Below are 20,391 nucleotides of genomic sequence, written 5' to 3' on the forward strand. Positions count from 1 at the left end.
GTGGCGCTCACCGGGGCGCGGGTCAATTGCTCCCGCGCACGTTCTCGGGAACAGGCACGGGAAGGAACGGATGGGCCGGCAATTCCTGCACGTCGTCGAACCAGCACACAACGCCGCTGCCTTCATATGCCTGGCTGAGCGTCTCGCGCAACCCGCCCGCCTGCTGGGCTGCACGATCCAGCTGCTTAATGACCGCGGAGACGCCCTCGGCGCTTTCAGGATGGTGTTCAGCGAAGTGGACCCCGGGAATTGTCCCCTTATGCCATTGGGCAAGTTCGCGCAGGGTCTCTTCGATGGATCCCTGCGCGTCCAGTAGGGCGCCGATGACCTGGCCACTGCTGGAGGGGCTGCCAAGCCGTTCACTGAGTTCGGCGAGCTCAGCGGCGGCCTGCCGGAGGTTAGCGCTTGCCTCTATAACGTCTTTTGCCCTCATGTTGTACCTTTTGTTCCTTGCTCCCCGTCGTAGCTGTGACCTCCAGTCTACGGACGCAGGCCAACCGCCGGCAGACCCCCGTCCGACGCTGAAAAGTCGCCATTATCGGGCCGCTCCCCCGACCAATTCGGAACGCCGATAACGGATATTCCGTCAAGCTGGCGGGAATCGTCCGGCGAGTCAATCACGGCAGTCCATTTGGCCGTCCCAGGGTGGGGTGGTGTTTGGGGTCAGGGGCAGTTCAGGGTTCCGGTGAGGGGTTGGCCGATCCAGGTGTTCGTGGAGTTGGGGACTTTGTAATAGCCGCGGATTTGGTAGGTCCAGGTGCCGGTGAGGTTGCTGGCGTTCTGGACCCCGGAGTTGTAGGACTTCCCGGCTGTTTTGCTCAGGTCGCCGGTGAATTGGACAACGCCATCCGGGTCGATGATTTTCAGCTCGTGGTAGTTCGCGTAGGCAACGTTAGTGAAGGCACCGACGCTGATCTTCACCTGGCCGAACCAGAGGAATGAGTCGCAGGACTTCGTGACGGTGACCGTGTTCGCTGCGGGGGCCGGGATGCGGGCCGCGGTGACAGCCGTGGCTCCGGTTTCGGTGTCGTTGAACTTCGCGTGGGCCGGTGACAGCTGCACACCCATGATCAGAAACACTGCGGCGAGGATGATGACTGGTATCTGCCAGATGATGCTCTTGCCGTGCATGCGTTTTCCGTCCCCCGGGGTGCTGCTCTTTTGCTTCGTTTCCAGTGTGTCCGGCCAGGCTCAGGAAAGACCGGGGTGAACACTCAAGGTCCGCTCAAGAACAGTCGAGGCGTTCAGGGAATGGTCGGAGAGATAACAAGAAACAGGATGAAGACAACGCGGCAGGAGTACCTTGGCTGTGGTCGCGGTTCAGAGACTTCGGAGTTGTTGGCTGTGCAGCAGCTCGACGGAGTCGTCAGGGACCTGGACGGGTTTGCTCACCGGGGTTTGGGTGTGATCAAGGAACACTCGGTAGTACATGCCCTTCCGGTGGGGTTCCACCCGGTAGACGTGGGGCATCCAGTGATGACCGAGGATTGCCTCCACCCACGCCTCGCATTCCGTGGGGACCAGTGTTGCCAAGGTGCCGGTTTGGCGGCGGTGCCCGGCCATGCCGATGGTCACGCAACAGCCACTCACTTCCGGGGAAGGACTGAACCGCCGCACGTCCTCAAGATCTGCCACAACGGTGAGGTTGGTTCCCGCACCTGTCACCGAGGGCACCGGGCCGATCCGGCCCAGCCGTCGGGCTGCGTGGATCCCAGTCGGCCCGGGTGTGCAGAACCTAAGTCCCGCATAACGTCGTCCACGACCTGGCCATGGGCGACCCGGATGCGGTGGCTAAGTTCTGAAGCGCTGTTCATGACTACTCCCTGCAGGTAACCGAGCTGGATGCGGGGTGGTTACTTGACGGTTTCGGTGCGTTGGGTGCCGGTGAAGGAGAAGGCGATGGTGGAGGTGGCGCCTTGGAAGGTGTTGTCGGCAGTGGTGGGGAACGCGGTGGTGACCTTGAGGTTGTCGGTCTTGGCCGAGGTCAGGGAGGTCAGGTTGTTCAGGACCTTGTTCGCGCCGATCACCGGGGCTGAGGCCAGCACGGTGGTTTTGGTCCCTGCGCAGGTGTACGGGGCGGCGGACCCGGTCCAGGGCACGGAGCAGTTTTCGATGGTCAGCTGCAAACCATTGGTGGTGTCGGTGGTCAGCAAGGAAGAAGTGGCGCCGGCGGAGGTGGTGAGGGTGACGTTGTTCAGGTCCGAGTTGCCGGTGTTGGCCAGGGTGACGAGCTTTTCGACCTTGTCACCGGGCAGCAGGCCCGCGACCGGGACGTTCAGGGTGTTCGATGCCCCGGTGCCCAGGGCGATGGTCACGGTCCCGGCGGTCACGGCCTGGGAAGCGGAGGTGGAGGAAGTGAAGGCACCGTAGGTGCCCATCCCGGCGACGGCGGCCGCGGTGCCGACCAGGGCGACGGAGGCGAGGATCTTGCCGGAGGTGGTCTTGAGGCTGATGGCCATGTGAATCAGTGTCCTTTTCAAAGTGGCCACCGTTTCCCCGGACGGCCGTTTCCTTGTTTCCAGCCTTACTGGCTGACAAGAAATACTCTGACGGCCCCACCTCAAGACAGAACGCTGCAAACCCACAGCACCGCGTCAGGAAAACCTCAAGACTTCCTCAAGCCCCATCAGTCACAGTCGCCACACAACGCACAGATATCCAGGCGTCGCAAGACCCGCGACTGGTTCTACGTTCGTGGTGCAGAAGAGTTTCGAGAAAAGTTCTTCCGATCTGTAACTATCCGGGGTGTCCCGGACAATACAGGGCATGGAGGACGTTCAGCCGGGGGATGGCATACTTTGGGCGAAGAGCCTGAAGGGTGACGCGGAGGCGTTCGGTCTGTTGTATGACCGGCACCGTGACCGCGTCTATCGTCATGCCTATCGCCTGGCGGGCGGGTCTCAGGACGCCGAGGACACGACGGCGTCCGCTTTCCTCGAGTTATGGCGGCGCCGGGAGAGCGTGAAACTCGTTGACGGCTCGATCCTGCCGTGGTTGTTGGTGACCACGACGAACACGGCGAGGAACCTTCAGCGGGCCAAGGCCCGCCATCGAAAGCTGCTGGCCGCGATTCCCCGCCGCAGTGAAGCCGACGCCCATCTGGACCCGGCGCATTCGAGCCTCGCCTCTTCCATGAACGAGGAAGTCGCCCAGGCGTTGGCGGTCTTGAAGCCACTGGACCTGAAGCTGGTCAGTCTTGTCGTCTTCGAAGAATTGTCGCTGCCGGCGGCAGCTGAGGCGCTTGGTCTTTCCCATGGGGCGGCCAGGGTCCGGATGCACCGTGCCCGCCAGAAGCTGAAGGCTGCCCTGCCGGGCTCACTTCACACTGCTTATGCATCAGCACTGAAAGGAGATCCGTCATGAACGATGTGCGCATTGATCCGCAGTTCGACCGGGCGCTCCGGGAAGTACTCCTTGAACAGGTTCGCAACAGCTCCCAACAGAAACCCCGCAAACGCTGGGCTCTGTTGCTCGCCGGCGCCTTGGCCGGAGCAGGAATGCTCGGGGGTGTGGGCGCGGCCGCCGCTGGATTCTTCAGCCTGCCTGGCGTGCCCGCCACCACGGTCCTGGCTTCCCCTTCGACCGCTGTTTACAGCGGTACGGCAACGGCTGACCTGGGACCGGCGCCCGAAGGAGCGACGGGTATTGAGGTGGAACTGACCTGCCTCACCGCCGGTACATTCATTTTCCCTGATGGCGCCAACGTTTCCTGCACGGCAGCCGACCTGGGAACGCACGGCGCCTGGTCCAAGTACGTGGTACCCGTCGACCCGTCCACGCGCGGGGTGACCATCACCACCGATCCGGGAAACATGTGGCAGATCACCGGGACCTACATCTCCCAGGTGCCCACGGAGTGGAAGGTCAACGCGAAGGGCGAGACCTACGGCGTTGAGGTGCCAGGGCGTGGAGCACCTGACCTGATCGCCGTCATCGCCACCAACGGAGCCGCCGGGTACGCCTACACGAACCAGATGAAAGGGACCGATCCGGCAAGCCCGGAGGAAGCAGCCAAGAACCTGCCCAAACCCCAACGGGAAATCCCCGTGTACCTCAGCGATGGCACCACCCAGGTAGGTGTATTCATGGCCCCCGGATGATACGGACGAGCAATGTGTAACATTCAGAAAATTACCCGTCCTGGATATTTAGTGATAGCCAATCAACAGTCTTGACTATAGGCTGGCGTCGTCATTTTTAGTATCTATCAGGCGGGGGAAATGAATAACTCCAAGAGGGTTGGCAATCGTCGCTTTTCTGCGCAATTATGCAAGCGCATAGCGATAATGATCGCGACTTTTGTTGCCGCATTTTCTGTGATGTTCGGAGCCCAGGCGGCCTTCGCCTACGGTGCCGTGAACGGCTCCATGGCCCAGTACTACGTGGCAGGTCACTGGTACGACACGTATCCCACGGTCTACACGCAGCCCGCCTCATATGCGTTGGCCAGTACCCGGAGTTCCTTCACCGGTGGGGGTACGTACGCTGGGTGGGCTGGAGCCAGGGGGCGTCTTTTTACCTCGGATAACTATCTGAGCTGCGAAGGCGTGAATTCCTACAACCCCTCGCAGGGGAGCCTGGCTGAATCCTATTCGTGCTACAGGTACCAGCCCTATAACTGGTACAGCTGGGGTGTATCCCGGGGTTGGAACGGCTCCGGCTACAACGATTTCTACACGTCCGCGACCATTCTTCAAGGAAATTACTAAAGGGGGGATCATGAAATTCCAAACAATGTCCACCCGGGCCTTCGTCGTGGCCGTGGGTCTATGCGCAGTGCTCGGGCTGGGGGCCGGTGCTTCCATGGCGGCCGCCGCGGCAGGCGGTTGGGTCCCCTCCAGTGCGGCATCCCCGACGAAGCCCGCACCGGAGTATCCGAAGAACGCAGCGGGCAACACCTACGGTTCCGTCGTTGATTCCGTCTCGCCGGAAACGGAGCCGGACCTCATCGCCGCTGTCACAGCGGACGGCACGAAAGGCTACGTGTCCAAAGCCGAACTCGACATCGCCAACGGCACATCAGCTTCACGACATTTCAGGACTCCCGAGGACGCCATCACATGGATGGAAACCGAGGGACGCGCTGACCGGTCAATCCCCGTCTACGAAGCAGACGGGACGACGGTGATTGGCGAGTTCACCGTGGTGGGCCTCGATACACAGAGGGCCACCCGGGAACTCATCAACTCCCGTTGACCGGAAAGCCATTGGGGGGTGGCGGGTGTGGATCTTCTCCACACCCGCCATTGATCTATTGAGGCACGTGTCCGTGCCAGCCGGGCACCTGAACAACCCACCAGCGAGCGGCATCTGCCTGCTCCCGACCAGGAGACCGTAGACTTTCAGCATGCCAATCGTGCTCCCCGCCCCGGACAATCACGCCTGCCTGCACCTACCCGTGCGGGATGGAGGTGAACTGTGAGCGGAGGCCTCGTAGCGCTGTTGGATGATGTCGCTGCCCTGGCTCGACTGGCGGCAGCGTCTGTCGATGATGTGGCGGCCGGTGCCGCGAAAGCGGGTGCCAAGGCTGCCGGCGTCGTCATCGATGACGCCGCGGTGACCCCGCAGTATGTGTCCGGAGCGGACCCGTCCCGGGAACTGCCCATGATCCGGAAGATCTTTTGGGGGTCGCTGAGGAACAAGCTGCTGGTCATCCTGCCGGCGCTGCTGTTGGTGAGCACTTTCGTCCCAGGGATCATTCCGGTGATCCTTCTGCTGGGTGGCACCTACCTTTGCTATGAGGGCGCCGAGAAGGTCTGGCACAAGCTTCGGGGACACTCCGAGGAGGGTCACGGCCCGGCCGTGGACCGAGGACCCGAAGCGGAAGCCAAGGTCACGCGAGGCGCAATCACCACCGACTTCATCCTCTCCTGCGAGATCATGGTCATCGCGTTGAATGAAGTAGCCACCGAGTCCTTGTGGGTCCGGGCGTTCATCCTGGTTGTCGTCGCCATCATCATCACCGCGGCCGTGTACGGGGCCGTGGCACTCATCGTCAAGATGGACGATATAGGGCTTCACCTGACCACCAAAGACTCTCCGGCAACGCAGAGGACCGGGCGACTGCTGGTCGCCGCCATGCCGAAAGTGCTCTCCGTGATCACCGTCGTCGGGACGATCGCGATGCTCTGGGTAGGTGGCCATATCCTGCTGCAGGCCGCCCACGACCTTGGCTGGCACCTGCCTTATGACCTTGTCCATGCGCTGGAATCACCCATTGCGGGAATCCCGGCCGTGGGCGGCGCGCTGGCGTGGTTGGTCAATACGCTGTGCTCGGCCGTACTCGGCATCATCTGGGGTTCGGTCGTCATGGTTGTCGTCCAAGCGGTGTCGCGCGTGCTGCCGTTCGGAAAGAAGAAAGCAGCGCACTAAAGAGGGCTTGAGCCAAGTCTGACCGATCCCTCCACCGGGTGGCTCCGAATCATCTACATGATGAAGCACAGCCGCAGTATCAGGGGCGCCAGGGGTATGGCAGCGTTGGCAGGGGTGGTCTCGGCCGCCGTCGTACTCGCCGTCGCGGAGTTGGTGGGTGCGTTCTTCACCGCCAGGGCAACGCCTTTCTTTGCCCTGGGGTCTACGTTCATTGATTTCACGCCGCCGTGGTTGAAGGACTTCGCGATCGCGACGTTCGGTACGAATGACAAGGCTGCCCTCTTCGTCGGGATGGGCTTGACCATCGCGGTCCTTGCCTGCGTGCTCGGCGTCGTCGCTTACCGGAAGTGGGCTCTCGGCGTCCTGGGCGTGCTGTTCATGGGCGCGGTGATTGTTGCTTGTGTCCTGACCCGGGCCGGCGTGCAACCCCTGGACGCCATCCCGTCGGTGGCGGGAACAGTGGCCGGGCTGGTGGTGCTGCGCCTGCTTCTCCGGCCGTTGTGGCGGTTGAAGGCCTGGCCGGAGATCCCTGCGGACATGGCAGCCGACGCCGACGGGACGGCTGAGTCGGCCGTCACCAGCCGCCGTCGTTTCTTTGCCGCCGCCGGAATGGCTGCCGTCGCGGCTGGTATCGCCGCCACCGGTGGCCGGTTGCTGAGCGCGGCCCGGAACAACATTGCCCAGGCCCGGGACGCACTCAAGCTTCCGGCCCCTCGCAGGTCTGCGGCCGCGGTACCCGCGGACGTGCAGTCTCCGGTGAAGGGCGTCTATCCGTGGTTGACGCCGAACAAGGATTTTTACCGGATTGACACGGCGTTGAGTGTTCCCGAGGTCAACATCGAAGACTGGGCACTACGGGTCCACGGAATGGTCGAAGAAGAAATCACGCTGACTTTCCAGGACCTGCTCGACGCCGATCTGATCGAATCGCATGTGACCCTCACCTGTGTCTCCAACCCTGTGGGCGGAAAGCTGGTAGGCAACGCGAAGTGGCTGGGCATGCCCCTGCGCGACGTCTTGGCCAAAGCCCGGCCAAAGGACGGCGCAGACATGGTCCTCTCCCGCTCCATCGACGGTTTCAGCGCCTCCACTCCCTTGGACGTCCTCCAGGAGGATGACCGCGACGCCATGTTGGCCATCGGCATGAACGGCGAACCCCTGCCGGTGGAGCACGGCTATCCGGTACGCATGGTGGTCCCCGGACTGTACGGTTTTGTCTCGGCTACCAAGTGGGTGGTTGACCTGGAGGTGACGCGCTTCGCGGACAGCAAAGCGTACTGGACCGAGCGGGGATGGTCCGAGCGTGGACCCATCAAGACCATGGCAAGGGTGGACGTCCCGGCATCCTTCGCGAAGCTACCGGCAGGAAAGGTCGCTGTTGGCGGTTCCGCCTGGGCCCAGACCCGGGGCATCACCAAGGTCGAAGTACAGATCGACGACGGCGACTGGGTGGAAGCGACGCTGTCCGCCGAAGCATCCACCATCACCTGGCGGCAATGGTCCTACGAATGGGACGCCACACCAGGCATCCATTACGTCAAGGCCCGCGCGACGGACGGCACCGGCGAGGTGCAGACCGACAAACGCGCCGATCCCGTACCCGATGGAGCCTCCGGCTGGCCTTCAGTCATGGTCACCGTCGAGTAGCTGCCGGCAGCGTTTATCACTGCTGCCATGCTCGCCGCCAAGACTGATCCTGCGCGACCGGCCGCCCATGAGACGTCTCCGTCGAGGCGGTATTCGATGATCGTGAGCGCTTCGCTGTCGTTGCCATGTCCGAGGCTCGTCTGGTGCAGGTTGAGGATTTCGATGTGGATGTCTTCCGCCGCCAGCGCCGCAGTCAGGGCTTCGACGGGGCCAACTCCAGTGTGGGTGCTTGTGTGCTCATCACCTCGGATACGGAGGCTGAGGCGGGTGGTGCCCTCGCCGGCGGTCTCGGAGGTGTCGTAGCCGCAGAGCTCGACGGCGGAGGTGCTGAGGTAGCTGCGCTGGAAGATCTCCCAGATTTCGGGGGCGGTCATCTCGGCGCCGGAATCGTCGGTGTGCTGCTGGACGAGTCGGGCGAAGTCGATTTGCAGGCGCCTGGGCAGTTCAATCCCGTATTCGGTTTCGAGCAGGTAGGCGATGCCGCCCTTGCCGGACTGGGAGTTCACGCGGATCACGGCGTCGTAACTGCGGCCAAGATCGGCCGGGTCGATTGGCAGGTAGGGAACCTGCCATGCGATGTCCGATTCAGCCTGCCCTTCGGCCTTGGCTCGTGCACGGTGTTCGGCGAAGCCCTTTTTGATGGCGTCCTGGTGGGTACCGCTGAAAGCCGTGTGCACCAGGTCGCCGACGTATGGATGCCTGGGGTGCACGTCGATTCGGTTGCAGTATTCCACCGTGCGACGGATCTCGTCGATGTCTGAGAAGTCGATCATGGGGTCGATGCCTTGTGCGTGCATGTTCAAAGCCAATGTAGCGATGTCAACATTGCCGGTGCGCTCTCCGTTTCCGAAGATGCAGCCTTCGACGCGCTGGGCGCCGGCAAGCACTGCCAGCTCTGCGCACGCGATCCCCGTGCCACGGTCGTTGTGGGGGTGCACTGAAAGGATGACGCTGTCGCGCCGGGCGAGGTTCTTGTGCATGTACTCGATCTGGTCCGCATACACGTTGGGCGTCGCGATTTCGACCGTCGCGGGCAGGTTGAGGATCACGGGACGCTCAGGTCGGGCGTCCCAAAGCTCGGTCATCGCGTTGCAGACATCCAGCACGTAGTGGGGCTCGGTGAGGTTGAAGACCTCGGGTGAGAACTCAAACCTGACATTCGGCATATCGCCGGCGGCTTCGAGGAGGTCCCGTCCACCGCTGAGGATGAGTTCTTTCAAGTCAGCGGGGTTGTATCCGAGCACCATGTTCCGCCAGGCCGGTGCGGTCGCGGTGTACATATGGATAACGATGTCGTTGCGGATGCCCCTGATCGATTCAACGGTTCGTTTGATGAGGTCGCGCCGGGCAGGCGTGAAGACCACGATGGTGACATCTTCCGGGGCGATGTCCGTGTCAGCAATCAGGCGCACGAAGTCATAATCGGTCTGGGAAGCCGAGGGGTAGCCCACCTCGACTTCCTTGTAACCCATGGCGACCATCAGCTCGAAGAAGCGACGTTTGCGTGCAGGGTTCATCGGCTCCGCAAGGGCTTGGTTGCCATCCCGCAGATCGACCGGAACCCACAGCGGTGCGGCCGTCAATCGTTTAGTCGGCCAGTCCCGTTCGGTGAGCGGCACGTCGACCCGTGAATACACATCGGAATAGCGGTGGGAAGGCATCTGGGAGTGACGCTGCCGGTTCCACGTTGGGGAAGAACCGGGCACTGCGCCTGCGGGAGTAGAGATGCGGGGGAAAGCTGAAGCTGTCATCGGTCGGTTTCCTTCGTGTTCAAGTCAAGGGACCGGCGCATGCTTCAGCTCCACGGAGGGGAGCCGGTCTTGGTCAGGCCCCGCCGTGGCAGCGAAGAAGAAGGAACTCGATGGAGAACATGGGTAGACTGTAACACAACACCTCAGACAAGCTGAGTAGTAAGGAAACTTTTATGGCGCAGGTCAAGCGCGTCTCGCTGGCAGATCAGGCCGCAGAAATTCTCCTTGGGCGGGTGAAATCGGGGGAGTGGAAGCTCGGCGAGAGGCTGCCCGGAGAAACGACCCTGGCCCCGCAACTCGGCGTCGGGCGTTCCACGGTCCGTGAGGCCATCCGTCAACTGGCGGGGCGTGGCGTGCTCGACTCTCGGCAGGGCGCGGGCGTTTTCGTCATCGCGCTGGATGTCTCGGACGAGTGGGATGAGGTGCTTCGCCGTGCCGATATCGTCGCAGTGGTCGAAGCCCGCATTGCCATCGAGACGGAAGCTGCAGCGCTGGCAGCAGAACGCCGTACCCCGGCCGATCTATCCGCGATCCGTCGCGCCCTTGCTCTCCGTGATCAGCAACGCGATGACCCGGTGCAGCTTGTTGATGCGGACACCGCATTTCACCGCGCGATCGTCGCAGCTGCCCACAACCCGATCCTCACCGAATTGTTCGACGGGTTCACTCCGCGGCTCCGGCACGCGATGATTGAACTGCTCCACATCAGAAAGAATCACGCTGACGACGCAGACCACAAGGTGCACGCAGACCTGTTGCAAGCAATAACCGAGCGCAACGCCCCTGATGCAGTTCACGAGAGCCGGGCCCACTTGCTGAAAATCAAGGCCGCGCTCACCTGACGGCCTCGCGCGAACGCGCCCTCGGTCACTACGGCGCCAAGCGCCCGACCTGGCGAAACCCGCGGACGCGCCTGCCGCCGTCGTGGTCTTTCCGACCGCACGGCCGGAGGCTCGTGCGCATCGGAGGGCGCGCCTAGACTGGCGCACATACCCGATACAAGGAGGGGAGTCCGATGCCAAAGACCGGTAAGGCCGGGCACGCGCTCAAGGGCGAGTTGCCGTCGACGATCCGTCGCTCGGACCAGAAAGCCCAAGACACCTTCGCGAAGACGTACGACGCTGCGATGGAAACTTACGACGGCGACCAGCGCCGGGCGGCGCAGACGGCCTTCTCGTCGTTGAAGCACAGCTATGAGAAGGTGGGGGACCACTGGGAACCGAAGGAGGAGCGCGGCCCCTCGGATGCCCGGGCGGCGGGCGGACCTGACACCCCGGCGCCGACGGCCGGTGGAGTGGATGCGAATGCAAGCAAGGCGCATCTGTACCAGCGGGCCAAGGAGTTGGACATCAAAGGCCGCTCCACCATGGACAAAGAGCAACTGGTTCAAGCACTGCAGAAGGCCAACGAACGGGCCACCCGGAAGGCGCGGGAAGAAGAAAACTAGGTCCCCGCGGCGGTGGCCCGCCGATGCCTACGGTGGCCCGCCGACGCCTACGGTGGCCCCGATGCCTACTTACTTGCGCGCTGGAAATCCACTGCCAGGATCGCCCGTGAAAGCGTGACGGCGCGGTCCGCCAACACCTCCAGTTACCCAGCCGGAGGAGACCCTATGAGGCCAAGGGCCGGCACCCTTCGGCCAGAACCTCCAAGGGCTTGGGCGAAGGCCGTTGCAAGCCATCCAGGTACACGCGGTAGGACACGACGTTCGAGCTCGCCGGGCCCGTGGCGCAGTCGCACGAGTAGACATGCGGCATCCATGAATTGCCAAACAACGCCCGCATCCAGGCCTCGCACTCATTGGCCGAAAGCCTGGCAGGGAGCCCGCTCTCTTCGTGGTGGGCAACCAGGGACAACGTTATGCAGGTCCCCGCTGGCGCCGGACCGATCGTGAACCAACCCAACTCAGCCGACTCCGCCACCATGGTCAGTTTGATGGTGTGGTCTTCCATGGACGGAGTGGGGTCCATGCGGTACTGCTTGCGAACTGGATTGAGGCCGCCCGATTCCGAGGTCAGGGTTGCGAGAAAGCTCCGCAGTTCAAGGCCGTGTGTCCGTTGGATCTTGGCGGTCAACCCCGTCACCGAAGCCGGAGGTGCGGGTTGTGCGTCGATGTGACTTTCCAAACCGTGCACGACGCCTCCCAAACGTTCATCACCCGGGCACAAGCGAGACTACTAGCCGGCAGTTTAATTAGCCATGGGAATGCGACTATTCCTGCCGCAAGCCTTCCGCGTCCAAAACGAGGCTCGCTGTCACGAACCTCTGGCACTGCTCGCCGAAGGGGTAGCTGCCCTTCGGCGTGAACGTCAGTGCCCGCGCAGGCAACGGAGTACCTGAACGCGAGGTCCCGCCCACCGTTGCATCCATGGGCGTTTCAGCAAGGGCGGGCAATTCCAGCAGGCCCCGCCGTGTGCCATCGAAGGACTGCGTTGCCGAGCAGGCGCCTTCCTTGGTGCACCCTTGGTCCACGGCCACCGCGCCCGGTTGCAGTTCCAGATCCCGCTCCGTGCATACGCCATCCTGGCAAGCTTTGACATGCAGCGTTCCCACCGACTCCGCATAGCTCGCGGCAACCGTTACAGACAACCCCGTGACCTGCCCCACCGCCGGACACGCAACAGGCCCAAGAGAGCAGCCGCCAAGCAAGGCAGCTGTCCCCGCGAAGGCTAAGACCACCCCAATTTTCCCCATGGCTTCAGGGTAGGTCGGCGGCGCCTACACCGGAAGCCGCAACCCGCCGTCGTGCATTTCCGCCAAACCGTCGCCCAACAAGCCGTTCAGTGCCCGCTCAAGCTGCTCCGGTGCGGAGTTCAGCCGGTGCAGCGCGGCAAGAGGGATCCCGACGCCGGACGGCGCGAACCCGAGGTCGGCAGGCGCCTGCTCGAACATCTCCCGCGGAACCGGCGTGGCAGCTTCGCGGAGGACCGCCATCACGGCGCCGCGGACCTGGCGGTCAGTGCCGTGCCATGCCTGGCCCTTGGGAACGTACGACGGCGGCGGCTCACCCGCCGCGAGCCAGGCGCAGCTTTCGCGGACGGGACAGTCGGCGCACTTGGGGCTGCGTGCCGTGCACACCATGGCGCCGAGTTCCATGACGGAAGCATTCCAGCGGACGGACAGCCTGTGGTCCTCGGGGAGGAGGGCGTCGGCCATGCGCATTTCGGCAGCCGTAAGTGTGGGGGCCGGCAGGGCGCTGCCGGAAATGAGCCGGGCGTGCACGCGCCGGATGTTGGTGTCCACCACGGTCTCGCGACGGCCAAAGGCAAAGGCGGCGACGGCGGCAGCCGTGTAACTGCCGACGCCCGGCAGGTCCAGCAGCTCGGGATAGTTGTCCGGCACTTCGCCGCCGTGGTTATCCCGGATGGCGACGGCGGCCGCGTGCAGCCTGAGGGCCCGGCGCGGGTATCCCAGCCTGCCCCAATGCCGGACGGCTTCACCCGAAGGCTCATTGGCCAGGTGCGAAGGAGTCGGCCAGCGCTCCATCCAGTCAAGCCACACAGGGAGGACCCGGACCACGGGCGTTTGTTGGAGCATGACTTCGCTGACCAGGATCCCCCACGGACTGCAGTCCGGTTCGCGCCACGGAAGGTCGCGGGCGGTCCGGGCAAACCACTGGTCCAAAGCCTCGTGGAGCTGCGTCAATTCATCGGTGTCTGGGAGTGCCATGCTGCCCTCTACTGTAGTGGAATCCGAGGTGTCGTCAGGCTTCGCAGTGGTCCATGGTGGACGTCACATTGCCGGCTGGCGGCGTGGTGGTGGGGTGCATGGAGGGCCGTCCGCCTAGCCTAGAAACATGGCCACCCAGGGTAAGCAGCAGTCGTCCGCGCGCTCCGCCGCGCCGACGCAAAGGCGACGCCCCAGCCCTGCCGTGTACCGCCGTCGTCGTCTGGTGGTGCTCATCGGCCTGCTGGTCGTGATCGCCCTGCTGATTGCCGGTATCTCGGCTATCACCCGTGCCATCGCCGGCGGCAGTGAGCCCCAGGCCGTGAGCACGCCTCCCGCGACCACCGCCCCCACTCCCGTCAGTACACCGTCCGCAGGGGCAGCGACGCCGTCGGCCTCGCCCACTCCGGTGTGCGACTTCAATCTCATGACCGTAGCTGCGAAAACGGACAAAGCCGCTTACGCCGCCGAGGAGCTTCCGCTGCTCACCATGACCATCACCAATGGCGGATCGGCGCCGTGTGAGGTTAACGTGGGCACCTCGCAAATGGAGTACGTGATCATGAGCGGCGCGGACCGGATCTTCTCGTCCAAGGACTGCCAGACCGGTGGCGTGGACCTGATCAAGACCATCCAGCCCGGAAAGAGCGAGACCGCCAACTTCCCGTGGCAGCGCAACCGCACGTTGGAAGGCTGCGGCGCCATCACTGCCAAGCCGGGTGCCGGCGGCGCGTATTACACGTTCGAGGCGCGGCTGGGTAACAAGGCGAGCCCGAAGGCCGTCTTCCAGCTGAACTAGCGCTGCTTGAGCGGGACGTACGACGGCGGCAGTCGCCTTAGAGGAACCGGTCCAGGAGGCTTGCTTCTGCCATCCGGCTGAGCCCCTCGCGGACCGTACGGGCGCGCTGATCGCCGATGCCGTCCACCGTCATGAGATCGTCGATGGTTGCCGCCATGAGGTTCTGGAGTCCGCCGAAGTAGTCCACCAAACGGTCGGCCACCGCCTTCGGTACGGATTTGAGGCCGGAAAGCAGGCGGTAGCCACGGGGCTGGACCACTGCGTCCAGCTGTTCCACGCCACCGGCGAAGCCGATGATGTGGGCAATCTTGCTGAGATCGATCAACTCGGTGGGACCCAGGTTCAGCAGGGCCTGGACGGCCTCTTCGATCTCCTCAGGTGTGGCGTCCGGGTCTGAATAGTCGCGGATGATGACGTCGCTGCCCGGACCGCGGCCCGTGGTGAGTTCCTCGAGCTGCAGGGAGAGCAGACGGCCATCCTCGCCAAGTTCCAGGACGTACTGGGCGATTTCCTCCGAGATGCGGCGGACCATCTCCTGCCGCTGCAAGGTCACGGCAACATCCCTGACGGTGACCAGCGCTTCGATTTCCAAGGCTGAGAGCGAGCTGGTGACTTGGTCCAGCCTGGCACTGTACCGTTCCAAGGTTGCGAGGGCCTGGTTTGCGCGGGCCAGCACTTTCTCGGAGCCCTCCAACACATGGCGGAGACCGTTCACGTACAGGGCGATGATCTGCATGGACTGGCTCACCGAGATCACCGGGACACCTGTCTGGATTGCCACTCGCTCAGCCGTGCGGTGTCGGGTGCCGGATTCCTGGGTTTCGATGCTTGAATCCGGAACCAGCTGGACCGCGGCCTTGATGATGTTGCTGGCGTCCTTGTCGCACACGATCGCACCGTCCATCTTGGCCAGCTCACGAAGGCGCGTGGGGGAGAACTCGATGCCGATCTCGAATCCACCCGAACAGATGGAGTCGATGGTGCGGTCCGAGCCCAGCACGATCAGTGCGCCGGTGCGGCCGCGAAGGATCCGTTCCAGTCCGTCACGCAACGGCGTTCCGGGCGCGACTCTGGCCAGAGTCGCCTTGAGCGATTCTTCCGGGCTCCGGGCCATGGGGTTTCCCTTCGAAGGTGCAAGCCTCGGCTCACAGACAAGCTGAATCCGGCATCGGGAGGCACCCGTGAAAATGCCCTGATGACGACAAGCACCATGATATGGCTTCCCGGCACCGTTAACCGCACCAGCAAGCCCCAAAGTGGGCCATTTTGTTATGTTCGCGGATGCCTCGAAAGGGCTCAGGCGTGCCCGACGCGGAGGTGTACTTTGGACTTCACTGGCGGGGTACCAAGTGGGCGGAGATTCATCGCCACACCCTGCGGTTCCAATGCACTAGTGCTGAAGCTCAGTAATCCACTTGGCGCTTCAGCTTGTTGCCGAGCCACAGCATCGCGAGGCTCACTATGAGGAAGCCAACGGCGATCGCGATGGCGTACACCACCACGCCGACCCAGCCTCCGGCACGGTCCGGATTGATGAACCAATACGGATACCAGTTCACGATCGATCCCCGGATGAGGCTGTAGACCAGGTACGCAATGGGATAGATCAGCCAGTACGGGATATGCCGGAGCTCCAGCTTTGCCCGGGGCGGCTGGAAGAGCCAGTCGGCCACCATCACCACGGGCATCAGGTAGTGCACCACGAAGTTGACCCACGGCACCATGGAGCCCAGATCCTCGCCGGCCAGCAGTGCACCGAAGACTATCCCCACCACGGCCATGGCGATCGTCGCCGTTCCGCGGGTGACGTCGTCCGCCTCGCTGGGACGTTTCCGGATGAGCACCCGGTAACCGCTGATCAGCAGGACGACGGCGGCGAAGATGTTGGACAGGTTGGTGAAATAACTGAAGAAGTTTCCGACGTCGTACCCAAGCCCTATGTGGACCACGAGTTGCGTCGCCACGGCAACCAGGGTCAGAAGGCCAAAGAAAAAGCGTCCCCCTATAAGCACAGTTCTTTTGGTCATGCGTCTTATCCTTGCCGACGCCGCTGCTGACCAGGGCTCGACACCCCGACTGACCTTACGGTTGCGGCTGGCAGGATTGGCTGGGGCCATAGCGCAACCAGTCCGGCAGCGCCGAGGTGAACTCTTCCCGCACCATCGGAGTGTTGGTGATGGTCCAGTCCACCCGGCCCTTGACCTCTACCTCGTTCTTGTCCCACTCGAACCAGTTGATCATCTTGAGCTGCGGGAATTGTTGGTGGACGGACGGATCAAAGAGTTGCTTCCACCAGGACTGCTTGATGGCCATCTCCTGTTCGCCTCCGGCGGCCGGCGCGTAGAGGGCGGCCGTTTCGGGGATCGCCACAGGTTTGCCGTGTTGTACGCCGTAGACGTCGTAGAAATCGGGGAGGAGGCTGTCGTCGCCGTTGGCGCCCACGTACTTTCCGGTGAGTTGGTCCGTGAACTTGTTGGCCTCGGGGAGTTCATTCTCGCCCCACGGGTACTTGGCGCCCCAGTGGTACAAAGACATCCCTACCCAGTCCACGGCGTCATCACCCGGGTAATAGGGGGCGTAGGCGTCGTCCTGCATGGTCAGGGCACCGTCACCGTTGGTATCCAGCGCCGCAAACTCGGCCGTGCCCGGTTTGGCCTCAAAGGCGCCACCGGAGAATGGATAGCCACCGCCATAGTTGGGTGCCCACATCATGGCCGATCCGGGCGCCAGGCTGTGGACGGCGGTGGCAAGCGTCTGGAACGACGCGATGTACTTTTGGGGCTGCTGGGACCACGCATACCAGGAGCCATTCATTTCGTGGGCGAAACGGACAATGACCGGGACACCCTCCTTATTGAACCGGTCCAGGTCCTTGGCGAGTGCGTTGGCCGTTTCCTCGGTGACAGTGGACAGGCCGGCAGCCGGTTCCAGCGTCAGCAGCATCATGTGGCCGTCAGCCCGGATCTGCTGGACAGCCTGCTCAAGATCGTCCTCGTCCTTGCTTGTCAGAGGGAAGCCGGTGAAGGATACGCTGACAGCCGGTTTGTGGCCCAGGTCCTTGGCGAACGTGGCCAGGGGCTTGGAGTGCCAGTCCAGGTTCACCCCAAAGAGAGTTCCACCGTCGGGGACCAGATCGGTACGGGGCACCACTTCGCAGGAGGGCAACGTCAAGGCGGACTGGGACTGCTTTTCCGCCAGCCCGTTCGCGAAGTTCACGCCGGCGATGCCCAGCACCACCAAGCCAATAATGACGGGAAGCGTGAAGGCCCTCCACAGTTCGGCGCGGTTTTCCTTGCGTGACTCAGGGCTGTCCACGGATTGTTCCCCCACTACAAACACCAGGCCTTCCTGAACTGCAGTTTTGTCCCATCCTAAAGACGCCGGAGCCGGGGCTCAATCGTGTGACGCTCAGGTGATGAGCAGTTCCAATGCTTCCGCCAGATGCCCCACTTCGCGGACCGAGAAGCCATCAGGGATCACTCCGGCACCCGCCGGGCTGGCCGGAACAATTGCGTGCGTGAAGCCCAGGCGGTGGGCCTCCTGGATCCGTTGGTTGATACCCGGGACAGGCCGCACTTCGCCGGCCAACCCAACCTCGCCAAAAGCAATGAGCCGCTGGGGGAGTGCCTTCCGGGACTTGGCGGACGCGACGGCCAACGCAACGGCAAGGTCCGTGGCCGGTTCGGTAAGCTTCACGCCGCCAACAGTGGCAACGTAGGAGTCGTCCTTGTGCAGCATGCAGCCGGCCCGCTGTTGCAGGACGGCCAGGAGCATGGCCACCCTGGAACTCTCAAGACCACTGGTGGCACGCCGAGGCTGGGCATTCGCGCTTTCCGCCAGGAGGGACTGCACCTCGGCCAGCAGCGGCCGGCGGCCTTCCATGGTCACCGTGATGCAGGTACCGGAGACGGGCTCGCGCGTCCGTGACACGAAGAGCCCGCTGGGATCGGCCAGGCCTTCGATGCCGGCCTCGTTCAGGTCAAAGCATCCGACGTCGTCCGTGGCGCCGTAGCGGTTCTTGACGGCTCGGAGCAGCCTCAACCGGGAATGGCGCTCGCCTTCGAACTGGCACACCACATCAACCAGGTGTTCCAGCAGGCGCGGACCGGCGATGGTCCCTTCCTTGGTGACGTGGCCCACCAGCAGCGTGGTCATGTTGCGCCGCTTGGCAGCAGCGATGATGGATGCCGCCACCTCGCGGACCTGCGAGACGCCGCCGGCGCTGCCCTCGACGTCCGCACTGCTAAGGGTCTGCACGGAGTCCACGATGAGGAGCTTGGGTTCGAGCTTCTCCACCTGCCCCAGTGCCTGCCCCAGGTCTGTTTCCGCCGACAGATACAGGGTGTGGGCGACGGCATCGATGCGCTCGGCGCGCAGCTTCACCTGCGCCGCCGATTCCTCGCCCGTGACGTACAGGACGTCCTGCCCGGTGCGCGCGAACTTCGCGGCTACATCCAGCAGGAGCGTGGACTTCCCGACGCCGGGTTCCCCGGCAAGCAGGATCACGGCACCCGGGACGAGCCCTCCACCCAGGACGCGGTCGAGTTCGTCCACCCCGGTGGGGAGGAAGGCCGCCGTCGTCCCATCCACCTCGGCGATGCGGCGGGCAGGCTCCAAAACAGTGGCAGCGGCCGTGGTGCGGGCAACCGTGGCGCCGTACTCCTCAACGGTTCCCCACGCCTGGCACTCGCCGCAACGCCCCACCCATTTGATGGCGGTCCAGCCGCATTCGGCACATTTGTATGCAGGGGTCTTGGAAGCACGGGAGGTCTTTGAAGCCATGGATCCAAGGTTAGTGCGGACCACTGACAGAAAAGGACGGCCCGCCAACCCCGAAGGGCTGACGGGCCGGCCTGTTCCAGCTTGGACTGCTTACTGGACGACGCCCGTACTCGAGTAACCGATCTGGATCCTCGAGCCCGTTGGCAGCGCCCCAATCGGCTGGCTGATGACTACATCAATCATGGTGACGATGATGCTGGTGGATGACTTGCTGACCTTGTGCAGGGTGACCGTGCCCAGGCCCGCCACATTGACCACCGTGTTCGGTGCAACCGATGCATTGATGGCCGGCAAGCCCGCAACCCTCAGGTTGGTGAACGTGGACGTATCAGTCAACGTCACCGTTGTACCGGTCGCTGCCCTCGTTGCGCTGGTCTCCGCCTTGATGCCGTCCACCTGGATTGCCCCATTGAGGAGGTTGAGCCCCGCAATCGTATTGGTGACCGTGACCTTTGGCTGTGGTGTCAGGACTCCCGTGGTTGCCGTTGAGGAAGCCCCGGCGGTTGCAAGCCCCAGGATGTTGGTGGAAGCCAGGTTGGCATTGTTGGTTCCGCCACCGCATTTGGCGTAGGCCAGGGCCGTGGGGTTGGACCCCAGCAAACCGTTGGCCAGTACGGCCCGCGTGCTGAAGCCGGTTCCGGCCAGGTAGCCGGTCTGTGCCGGACCCAGGCCGGCGGTGCTGACGCCAACGCGGATGTCCGTTCCCACCTTGAGCCCGGCGAGCCCTGTCTTGAGGATTTCCACCCGCAGCGCCGTAGTCGTGACGATGTAGCCGCCGGTGACGGCCCGTTTCTCCTGGCCGTTGAGGGTCACCTTGCCCACCGACCCCACCAGCGGAACGTTCAGGTCAAGGACCGTGTTGGGTGCCGGATTGGCGTTGACAGGAAGGCCCAGGACCTTGAGGTCGGCGATGGTTGTGGCGTTGGTGCCAGAGAAAGCACCACTGGTGTTCTTGTCGGCGGAGCTGGCCGAGGTGATGGTCCCCGCGGTGATGAGCCCGCCAAGCAGGTTGGTGCCGGCGACGGTCGATTGCGCTTCAATGCGTTTTCCTGTGGCGGTCAACAGGGTCTTCACGCTCGTGGACGCGGCGCCCACAGTTCCCACGGCGGGAACGTTCAATCCTGCGGCTGTGTTGGTGGCAGTCCTTCCGGTAGCACCCGTGCAGCTGACGCCCGAATTCGCTGTTGGACCCGAAGTCAGCGTCTTGTCTGCGTTGAAAATGTAGGAACCGTAAGCCGATCCGGAAAATCCGGTGGCTACTTGTGCTGGTGTTGTGGCGGCTGTGGCCGGCGCCATGGGCCCGGCAAGTGCAACAGCCAAAGCACCCGTTAAAGCAAGCAAGGAACGTTTCATGTATGTCTCCCCAGATGATTA

General features: G+C 63.3%; 22 protein-coding genes. 9 read left to right on the plus strand and 13 right to left on the minus strand.

The genetic code is table 11. The features are described 5' to 3' along the window. Nucleotides 1–22: 22 nt before the first annotated feature. The 4 genes from ACIPY3_RS14760 to ACIPY3_RS14775 form a co-directional block, all read right to left on the minus strand. Nucleotides 23–433 carry a hypothetical protein gene (locus ACIPY3_RS14760; RefSeq protein WP_400335180.1) on the minus strand — a complete coding sequence of 137 codons (411 nt, stop codon included), beginning with the start codon at nucleotides 431–433 and terminating at the stop codon, nucleotides 23–25. Nucleotides 434–663: 230 nt separating this feature from the next. Beyond that, on the minus strand, nucleotides 664–1,131 hold the full coding sequence (locus ACIPY3_RS14765; protein WP_400335182.1) for a hypothetical protein: 468 nt from the start codon (nucleotides 1,129–1,131) through the stop codon (nucleotides 664–666). Nucleotides 1,132–1,320: 189 nt separating this feature from the next. Continuing rightward, nucleotides 1,321–1,575: a hypothetical protein gene (locus tag ACIPY3_RS14770; protein ID WP_400335183.1), complete on the minus strand. Its 255-nt coding sequence runs from the start codon at nucleotides 1,573–1,575 to the stop codon at nucleotides 1,321–1,323. Nucleotides 1,576–1,853: 278 nt separating this feature from the next. Beyond that, on the minus strand, nucleotides 1,854–2,459 hold the full coding sequence (locus ACIPY3_RS14775) for a TasA family protein (protein ID WP_400335186.1): 606 nt from the start codon (nucleotides 2,457–2,459) through the stop codon (nucleotides 1,854–1,856). 307 nt (nucleotides 2,460–2,766) lie between these two features. On the opposite strand from ACIPY3_RS14775, the gene ACIPY3_RS14780 reads away from it, so the two are divergent. The 6 genes from ACIPY3_RS14780 to ACIPY3_RS14805 all read left to right on the plus strand — a co-directional run bounded on the left by ACIPY3_RS14780 (nucleotide 2,767) and on the right by ACIPY3_RS14805 (nucleotide 8,019). After that, complete coding sequence (locus ACIPY3_RS14780) at nucleotides 2,767–3,363, plus strand: RNA polymerase sigma factor (RefSeq protein WP_400335187.1); 597 nt, start codon at nucleotides 2,767–2,769, stop codon at nucleotides 3,361–3,363. Then, the gene (locus ACIPY3_RS14785) at nucleotides 3,360–4,100 is read left to right on the plus strand and encodes a hypothetical protein (RefSeq protein ID WP_400335189.1); all 741 of its coding nucleotides are present in this window, start codon (nucleotides 3,360–3,362) and stop codon (nucleotides 4,098–4,100) included. Before ACIPY3_RS14780 ends, ACIPY3_RS14785 begins: the two co-directional genes overlap by 4 nt. A 186-nt stretch (nucleotides 4,101–4,286) precedes the next feature. Then, the gene (locus tag ACIPY3_RS14790) at nucleotides 4,287–4,709 is read left to right on the plus strand and encodes a hypothetical protein (RefSeq protein WP_400335191.1); all 423 of its coding nucleotides are present in this window, start codon (nucleotides 4,287–4,289) and stop codon (nucleotides 4,707–4,709) included. Between the two features lie 10 nt (nucleotides 4,710–4,719). Then, a complete protein-coding gene (locus ACIPY3_RS14795) occupies nucleotides 4,720–5,196 on the plus strand; it encodes a hypothetical protein (protein WP_400335193.1) in 477 nt (158 codons plus the stop codon). 222 nt (nucleotides 5,197–5,418) lie between these two features. After that, nucleotides 5,419–6,372 (plus strand): DUF808 domain-containing protein, encoded by a 954-nt coding sequence (locus ACIPY3_RS14800; protein WP_400335195.1) that lies wholly within the window; start codon nucleotides 5,419–5,421, stop codon nucleotides 6,370–6,372. Nucleotides 6,373–6,468: 96 nt separating this feature from the next. After that, a complete protein-coding gene (locus ACIPY3_RS14805; protein ID WP_400335197.1) occupies nucleotides 6,469–8,019 on the plus strand; it encodes a molybdopterin-dependent oxidoreductase in 1,551 nt (516 codons plus the stop codon). Here ACIPY3_RS14805 and ACIPY3_RS14810 read toward each other — a convergent pair. Next, complete coding sequence (locus tag ACIPY3_RS14810) at nucleotides 7,905–9,770, minus strand: 2-isopropylmalate synthase (RefSeq protein ID WP_400335199.1); 1,866 nt, start codon at nucleotides 9,768–9,770, stop codon at nucleotides 7,905–7,907. The genes ACIPY3_RS14805 and ACIPY3_RS14810 overlap by 115 nt on opposite strands. Before the next feature lie 173 nt (nucleotides 9,771–9,943). Between ACIPY3_RS14810 and ACIPY3_RS14815 the strand changes: the two genes are divergently transcribed. Beyond that, nucleotides 9,944–10,612 (plus strand): FadR/GntR family transcriptional regulator, encoded by a 669-nt coding sequence (locus ACIPY3_RS14815; protein WP_400335201.1) that lies wholly within the window; start codon nucleotides 9,944–9,946, stop codon nucleotides 10,610–10,612. Between the two features lie 173 nt (nucleotides 10,613–10,785). Further along, nucleotides 10,786–11,217, plus strand: a complete 432-nt coding sequence (locus tag ACIPY3_RS14820) for a ChaB family protein (RefSeq protein ID WP_400335202.1) — start codon at nucleotides 10,786–10,788, stop codon at nucleotides 11,215–11,217. Between the two features lie 163 nt (nucleotides 11,218–11,380). On the opposite strand, the gene ACIPY3_RS14825 is transcribed toward ACIPY3_RS14820, so the two are convergent. The 3 genes from ACIPY3_RS14825 to ACIPY3_RS14835 all read right to left on the minus strand — a co-directional run bounded on the left by ACIPY3_RS14825 (nucleotide 11,381) and on the right by ACIPY3_RS14835 (nucleotide 13,439). After that, the gene (locus ACIPY3_RS14825) at nucleotides 11,381–11,905 is read right to left on the minus strand and encodes a hypothetical protein (RefSeq protein ID WP_400335204.1); all 525 of its coding nucleotides are present in this window, start codon (nucleotides 11,903–11,905) and stop codon (nucleotides 11,381–11,383) included. Nucleotides 11,906–11,981: 76 nt separating this feature from the next. Then, nucleotides 11,982–12,359, minus strand: a complete 378-nt coding sequence (locus ACIPY3_RS14830) for a hypothetical protein (protein ID WP_400335206.1) — start codon at nucleotides 12,357–12,359, stop codon at nucleotides 11,982–11,984. Between the two features lie 129 nt (nucleotides 12,360–12,488). Then, nucleotides 12,489–13,439, minus strand: coding sequence for an A/G-specific adenine glycosylase (locus ACIPY3_RS14835; RefSeq protein WP_400335208.1), 951 nt, complete (start codon nucleotides 13,437–13,439; stop codon nucleotides 12,489–12,491). A 127-nt stretch (nucleotides 13,440–13,566) separates the two neighbouring features. Here ACIPY3_RS14835 and ACIPY3_RS14840 point away from each other — a divergent pair, with 127 nt between their 5' ends. After that, a complete protein-coding gene (locus ACIPY3_RS14840; protein WP_400335210.1) occupies nucleotides 13,567–14,235 on the plus strand; it encodes a hypothetical protein in 669 nt (222 codons plus the stop codon). Nucleotides 14,236–14,272: 37 nt separating this feature from the next. Here ACIPY3_RS14840 and disA read toward each other — a convergent pair whose 3' ends face one another. The 5 genes from disA to ACIPY3_RS14865 all read right to left on the minus strand — a co-directional run bounded on the left by disA (nucleotide 14,273) and on the right by ACIPY3_RS14865 (nucleotide 20,370). Next, nucleotides 14,273–15,349 carry a DNA integrity scanning diadenylate cyclase DisA gene (gene disA, locus ACIPY3_RS14845; RefSeq protein ID WP_400335212.1) on the minus strand — a complete coding sequence of 359 codons (1,077 nt, stop codon included), beginning with the start codon at nucleotides 15,347–15,349 and terminating at the stop codon, nucleotides 14,273–14,275. Between the two features lie 289 nt (nucleotides 15,350–15,638). Next, entirely contained in the window at nucleotides 15,639–16,262 is a 624-nt protein-coding gene (locus ACIPY3_RS14850) for a Pr6Pr family membrane protein (RefSeq protein WP_400335214.1), read from the minus strand. Between the two features lie 55 nt (nucleotides 16,263–16,317). Next, nucleotides 16,318–17,574 (minus strand): glycoside hydrolase family 26 protein, encoded by a 1,257-nt coding sequence (locus tag ACIPY3_RS14855; RefSeq protein ID WP_400335216.1) that lies wholly within the window; start codon nucleotides 17,572–17,574, stop codon nucleotides 16,318–16,320. A 69-nt stretch (nucleotides 17,575–17,643) separates the two neighbouring features. Further along, nucleotides 17,644–19,017, minus strand: a complete 1,374-nt coding sequence (gene radA / locus ACIPY3_RS14860; RefSeq protein ID WP_400269913.1) for a DNA repair protein RadA — start codon at nucleotides 19,015–19,017, stop codon at nucleotides 17,644–17,646. A 90-nt stretch (nucleotides 19,018–19,107) separates the two neighbouring features. Further along, complete coding sequence (locus tag ACIPY3_RS14865; RefSeq protein ID WP_400335218.1) at nucleotides 19,108–20,370, minus strand: choice-of-anchor P family protein; 1,263 nt, start codon at nucleotides 20,368–20,370, stop codon at nucleotides 19,108–19,110. Nucleotides 20,371–20,391 lie beyond the last annotated feature (21 nt).

It is taken from the genome of Paenarthrobacter sp. NPDC089714, assembly GCF_044748905.1.
Taxonomy (GTDB): domain Bacteria; phylum Actinomycetota; class Actinomycetes; order Actinomycetales; family Micrococcaceae; genus Arthrobacter.

Coding starts and splice junctions, on each gene's coding strand:
- ACIPY3_RS14760 (WP_400335180.1), bottom strand. CDS start 433: ATGAGGGCAAAAGACGTTATAGAGGCAAGCGCTAACCTCCGGCAGGCC.
- radA (WP_400269913.1), bottom strand. CDS start 19,017: ATGGCTTCAAAGACCTCCCGTGCTTCCAAGACCCCTGCATACAAATGT.
- ACIPY3_RS14780 (WP_400335187.1), top strand. CDS start 2,767: ATGGAGGACGTTCAGCCGGGGGATGGCATACTTTGGGCGAAGAGCCTG.
- ACIPY3_RS14815 (WP_400335201.1), top strand. CDS start 9,944: ATGGCGCAGGTCAAGCGCGTCTCGCTGGCAGATCAGGCCGCAGAAATT.
- ACIPY3_RS14790 (WP_400335191.1), top strand. CDS start 4,287: ATGATCGCGACTTTTGTTGCCGCATTTTCTGTGATGTTCGGAGCCCAG.
- ACIPY3_RS14835 (WP_400335208.1), bottom strand. CDS start 13,439: ATGGCACTCCCAGACACCGATGAATTGACGCAGCTCCACGAGGCTTTG.
- ACIPY3_RS14865 (WP_400335218.1), bottom strand. CDS start 20,370: ATGAAACGTTCCTTGCTTGCTTTAACGGGTGCTTTGGCTGTTGCACTT.
- disA (WP_400335212.1), bottom strand. CDS start 15,349: ATGGCCCGGAGCCCGGAAGAATCGCTCAAGGCGACTCTGGCCAGAGTC.
- ACIPY3_RS14795 (WP_400335193.1), top strand. CDS start 4,720: ATGAAATTCCAAACAATGTCCACCCGGGCCTTCGTCGTGGCCGTGGGT.
- ACIPY3_RS14785 (WP_400335189.1), top strand. CDS start 3,360: ATGAACGATGTGCGCATTGATCCGCAGTTCGACCGGGCGCTCCGGGAA.
- ACIPY3_RS14775 (WP_400335186.1), bottom strand. CDS start 2,459: ATGGCCATCAGCCTCAAGACCACCTCCGGCAAGATCCTCGCCTCCGTC.
- ACIPY3_RS14820 (WP_400335202.1), top strand. CDS start 10,786: ATGCCAAAGACCGGTAAGGCCGGGCACGCGCTCAAGGGCGAGTTGCCG.
- ACIPY3_RS14765 (WP_400335182.1), bottom strand. CDS start 1,131: ATGCACGGCAAGAGCATCATCTGGCAGATACCAGTCATCATCCTCGCC.
- ACIPY3_RS14840 (WP_400335210.1), top strand. CDS start 13,567: ATGGCCACCCAGGGTAAGCAGCAGTCGTCCGCGCGCTCCGCCGCGCCG.
- ACIPY3_RS14810 (WP_400335199.1), bottom strand. CDS start 9,770: ATGACAGCTTCAGCTTTCCCCCGCATCTCTACTCCCGCAGGCGCAGTG.
- ACIPY3_RS14850 (WP_400335214.1), bottom strand. CDS start 16,262: ATGACCAAAAGAACTGTGCTTATAGGGGGACGCTTTTTCTTTGGCCTT.
- ACIPY3_RS14805 (WP_400335197.1), top strand. CDS start 6,469: ATGGCAGCGTTGGCAGGGGTGGTCTCGGCCGCCGTCGTACTCGCCGTC.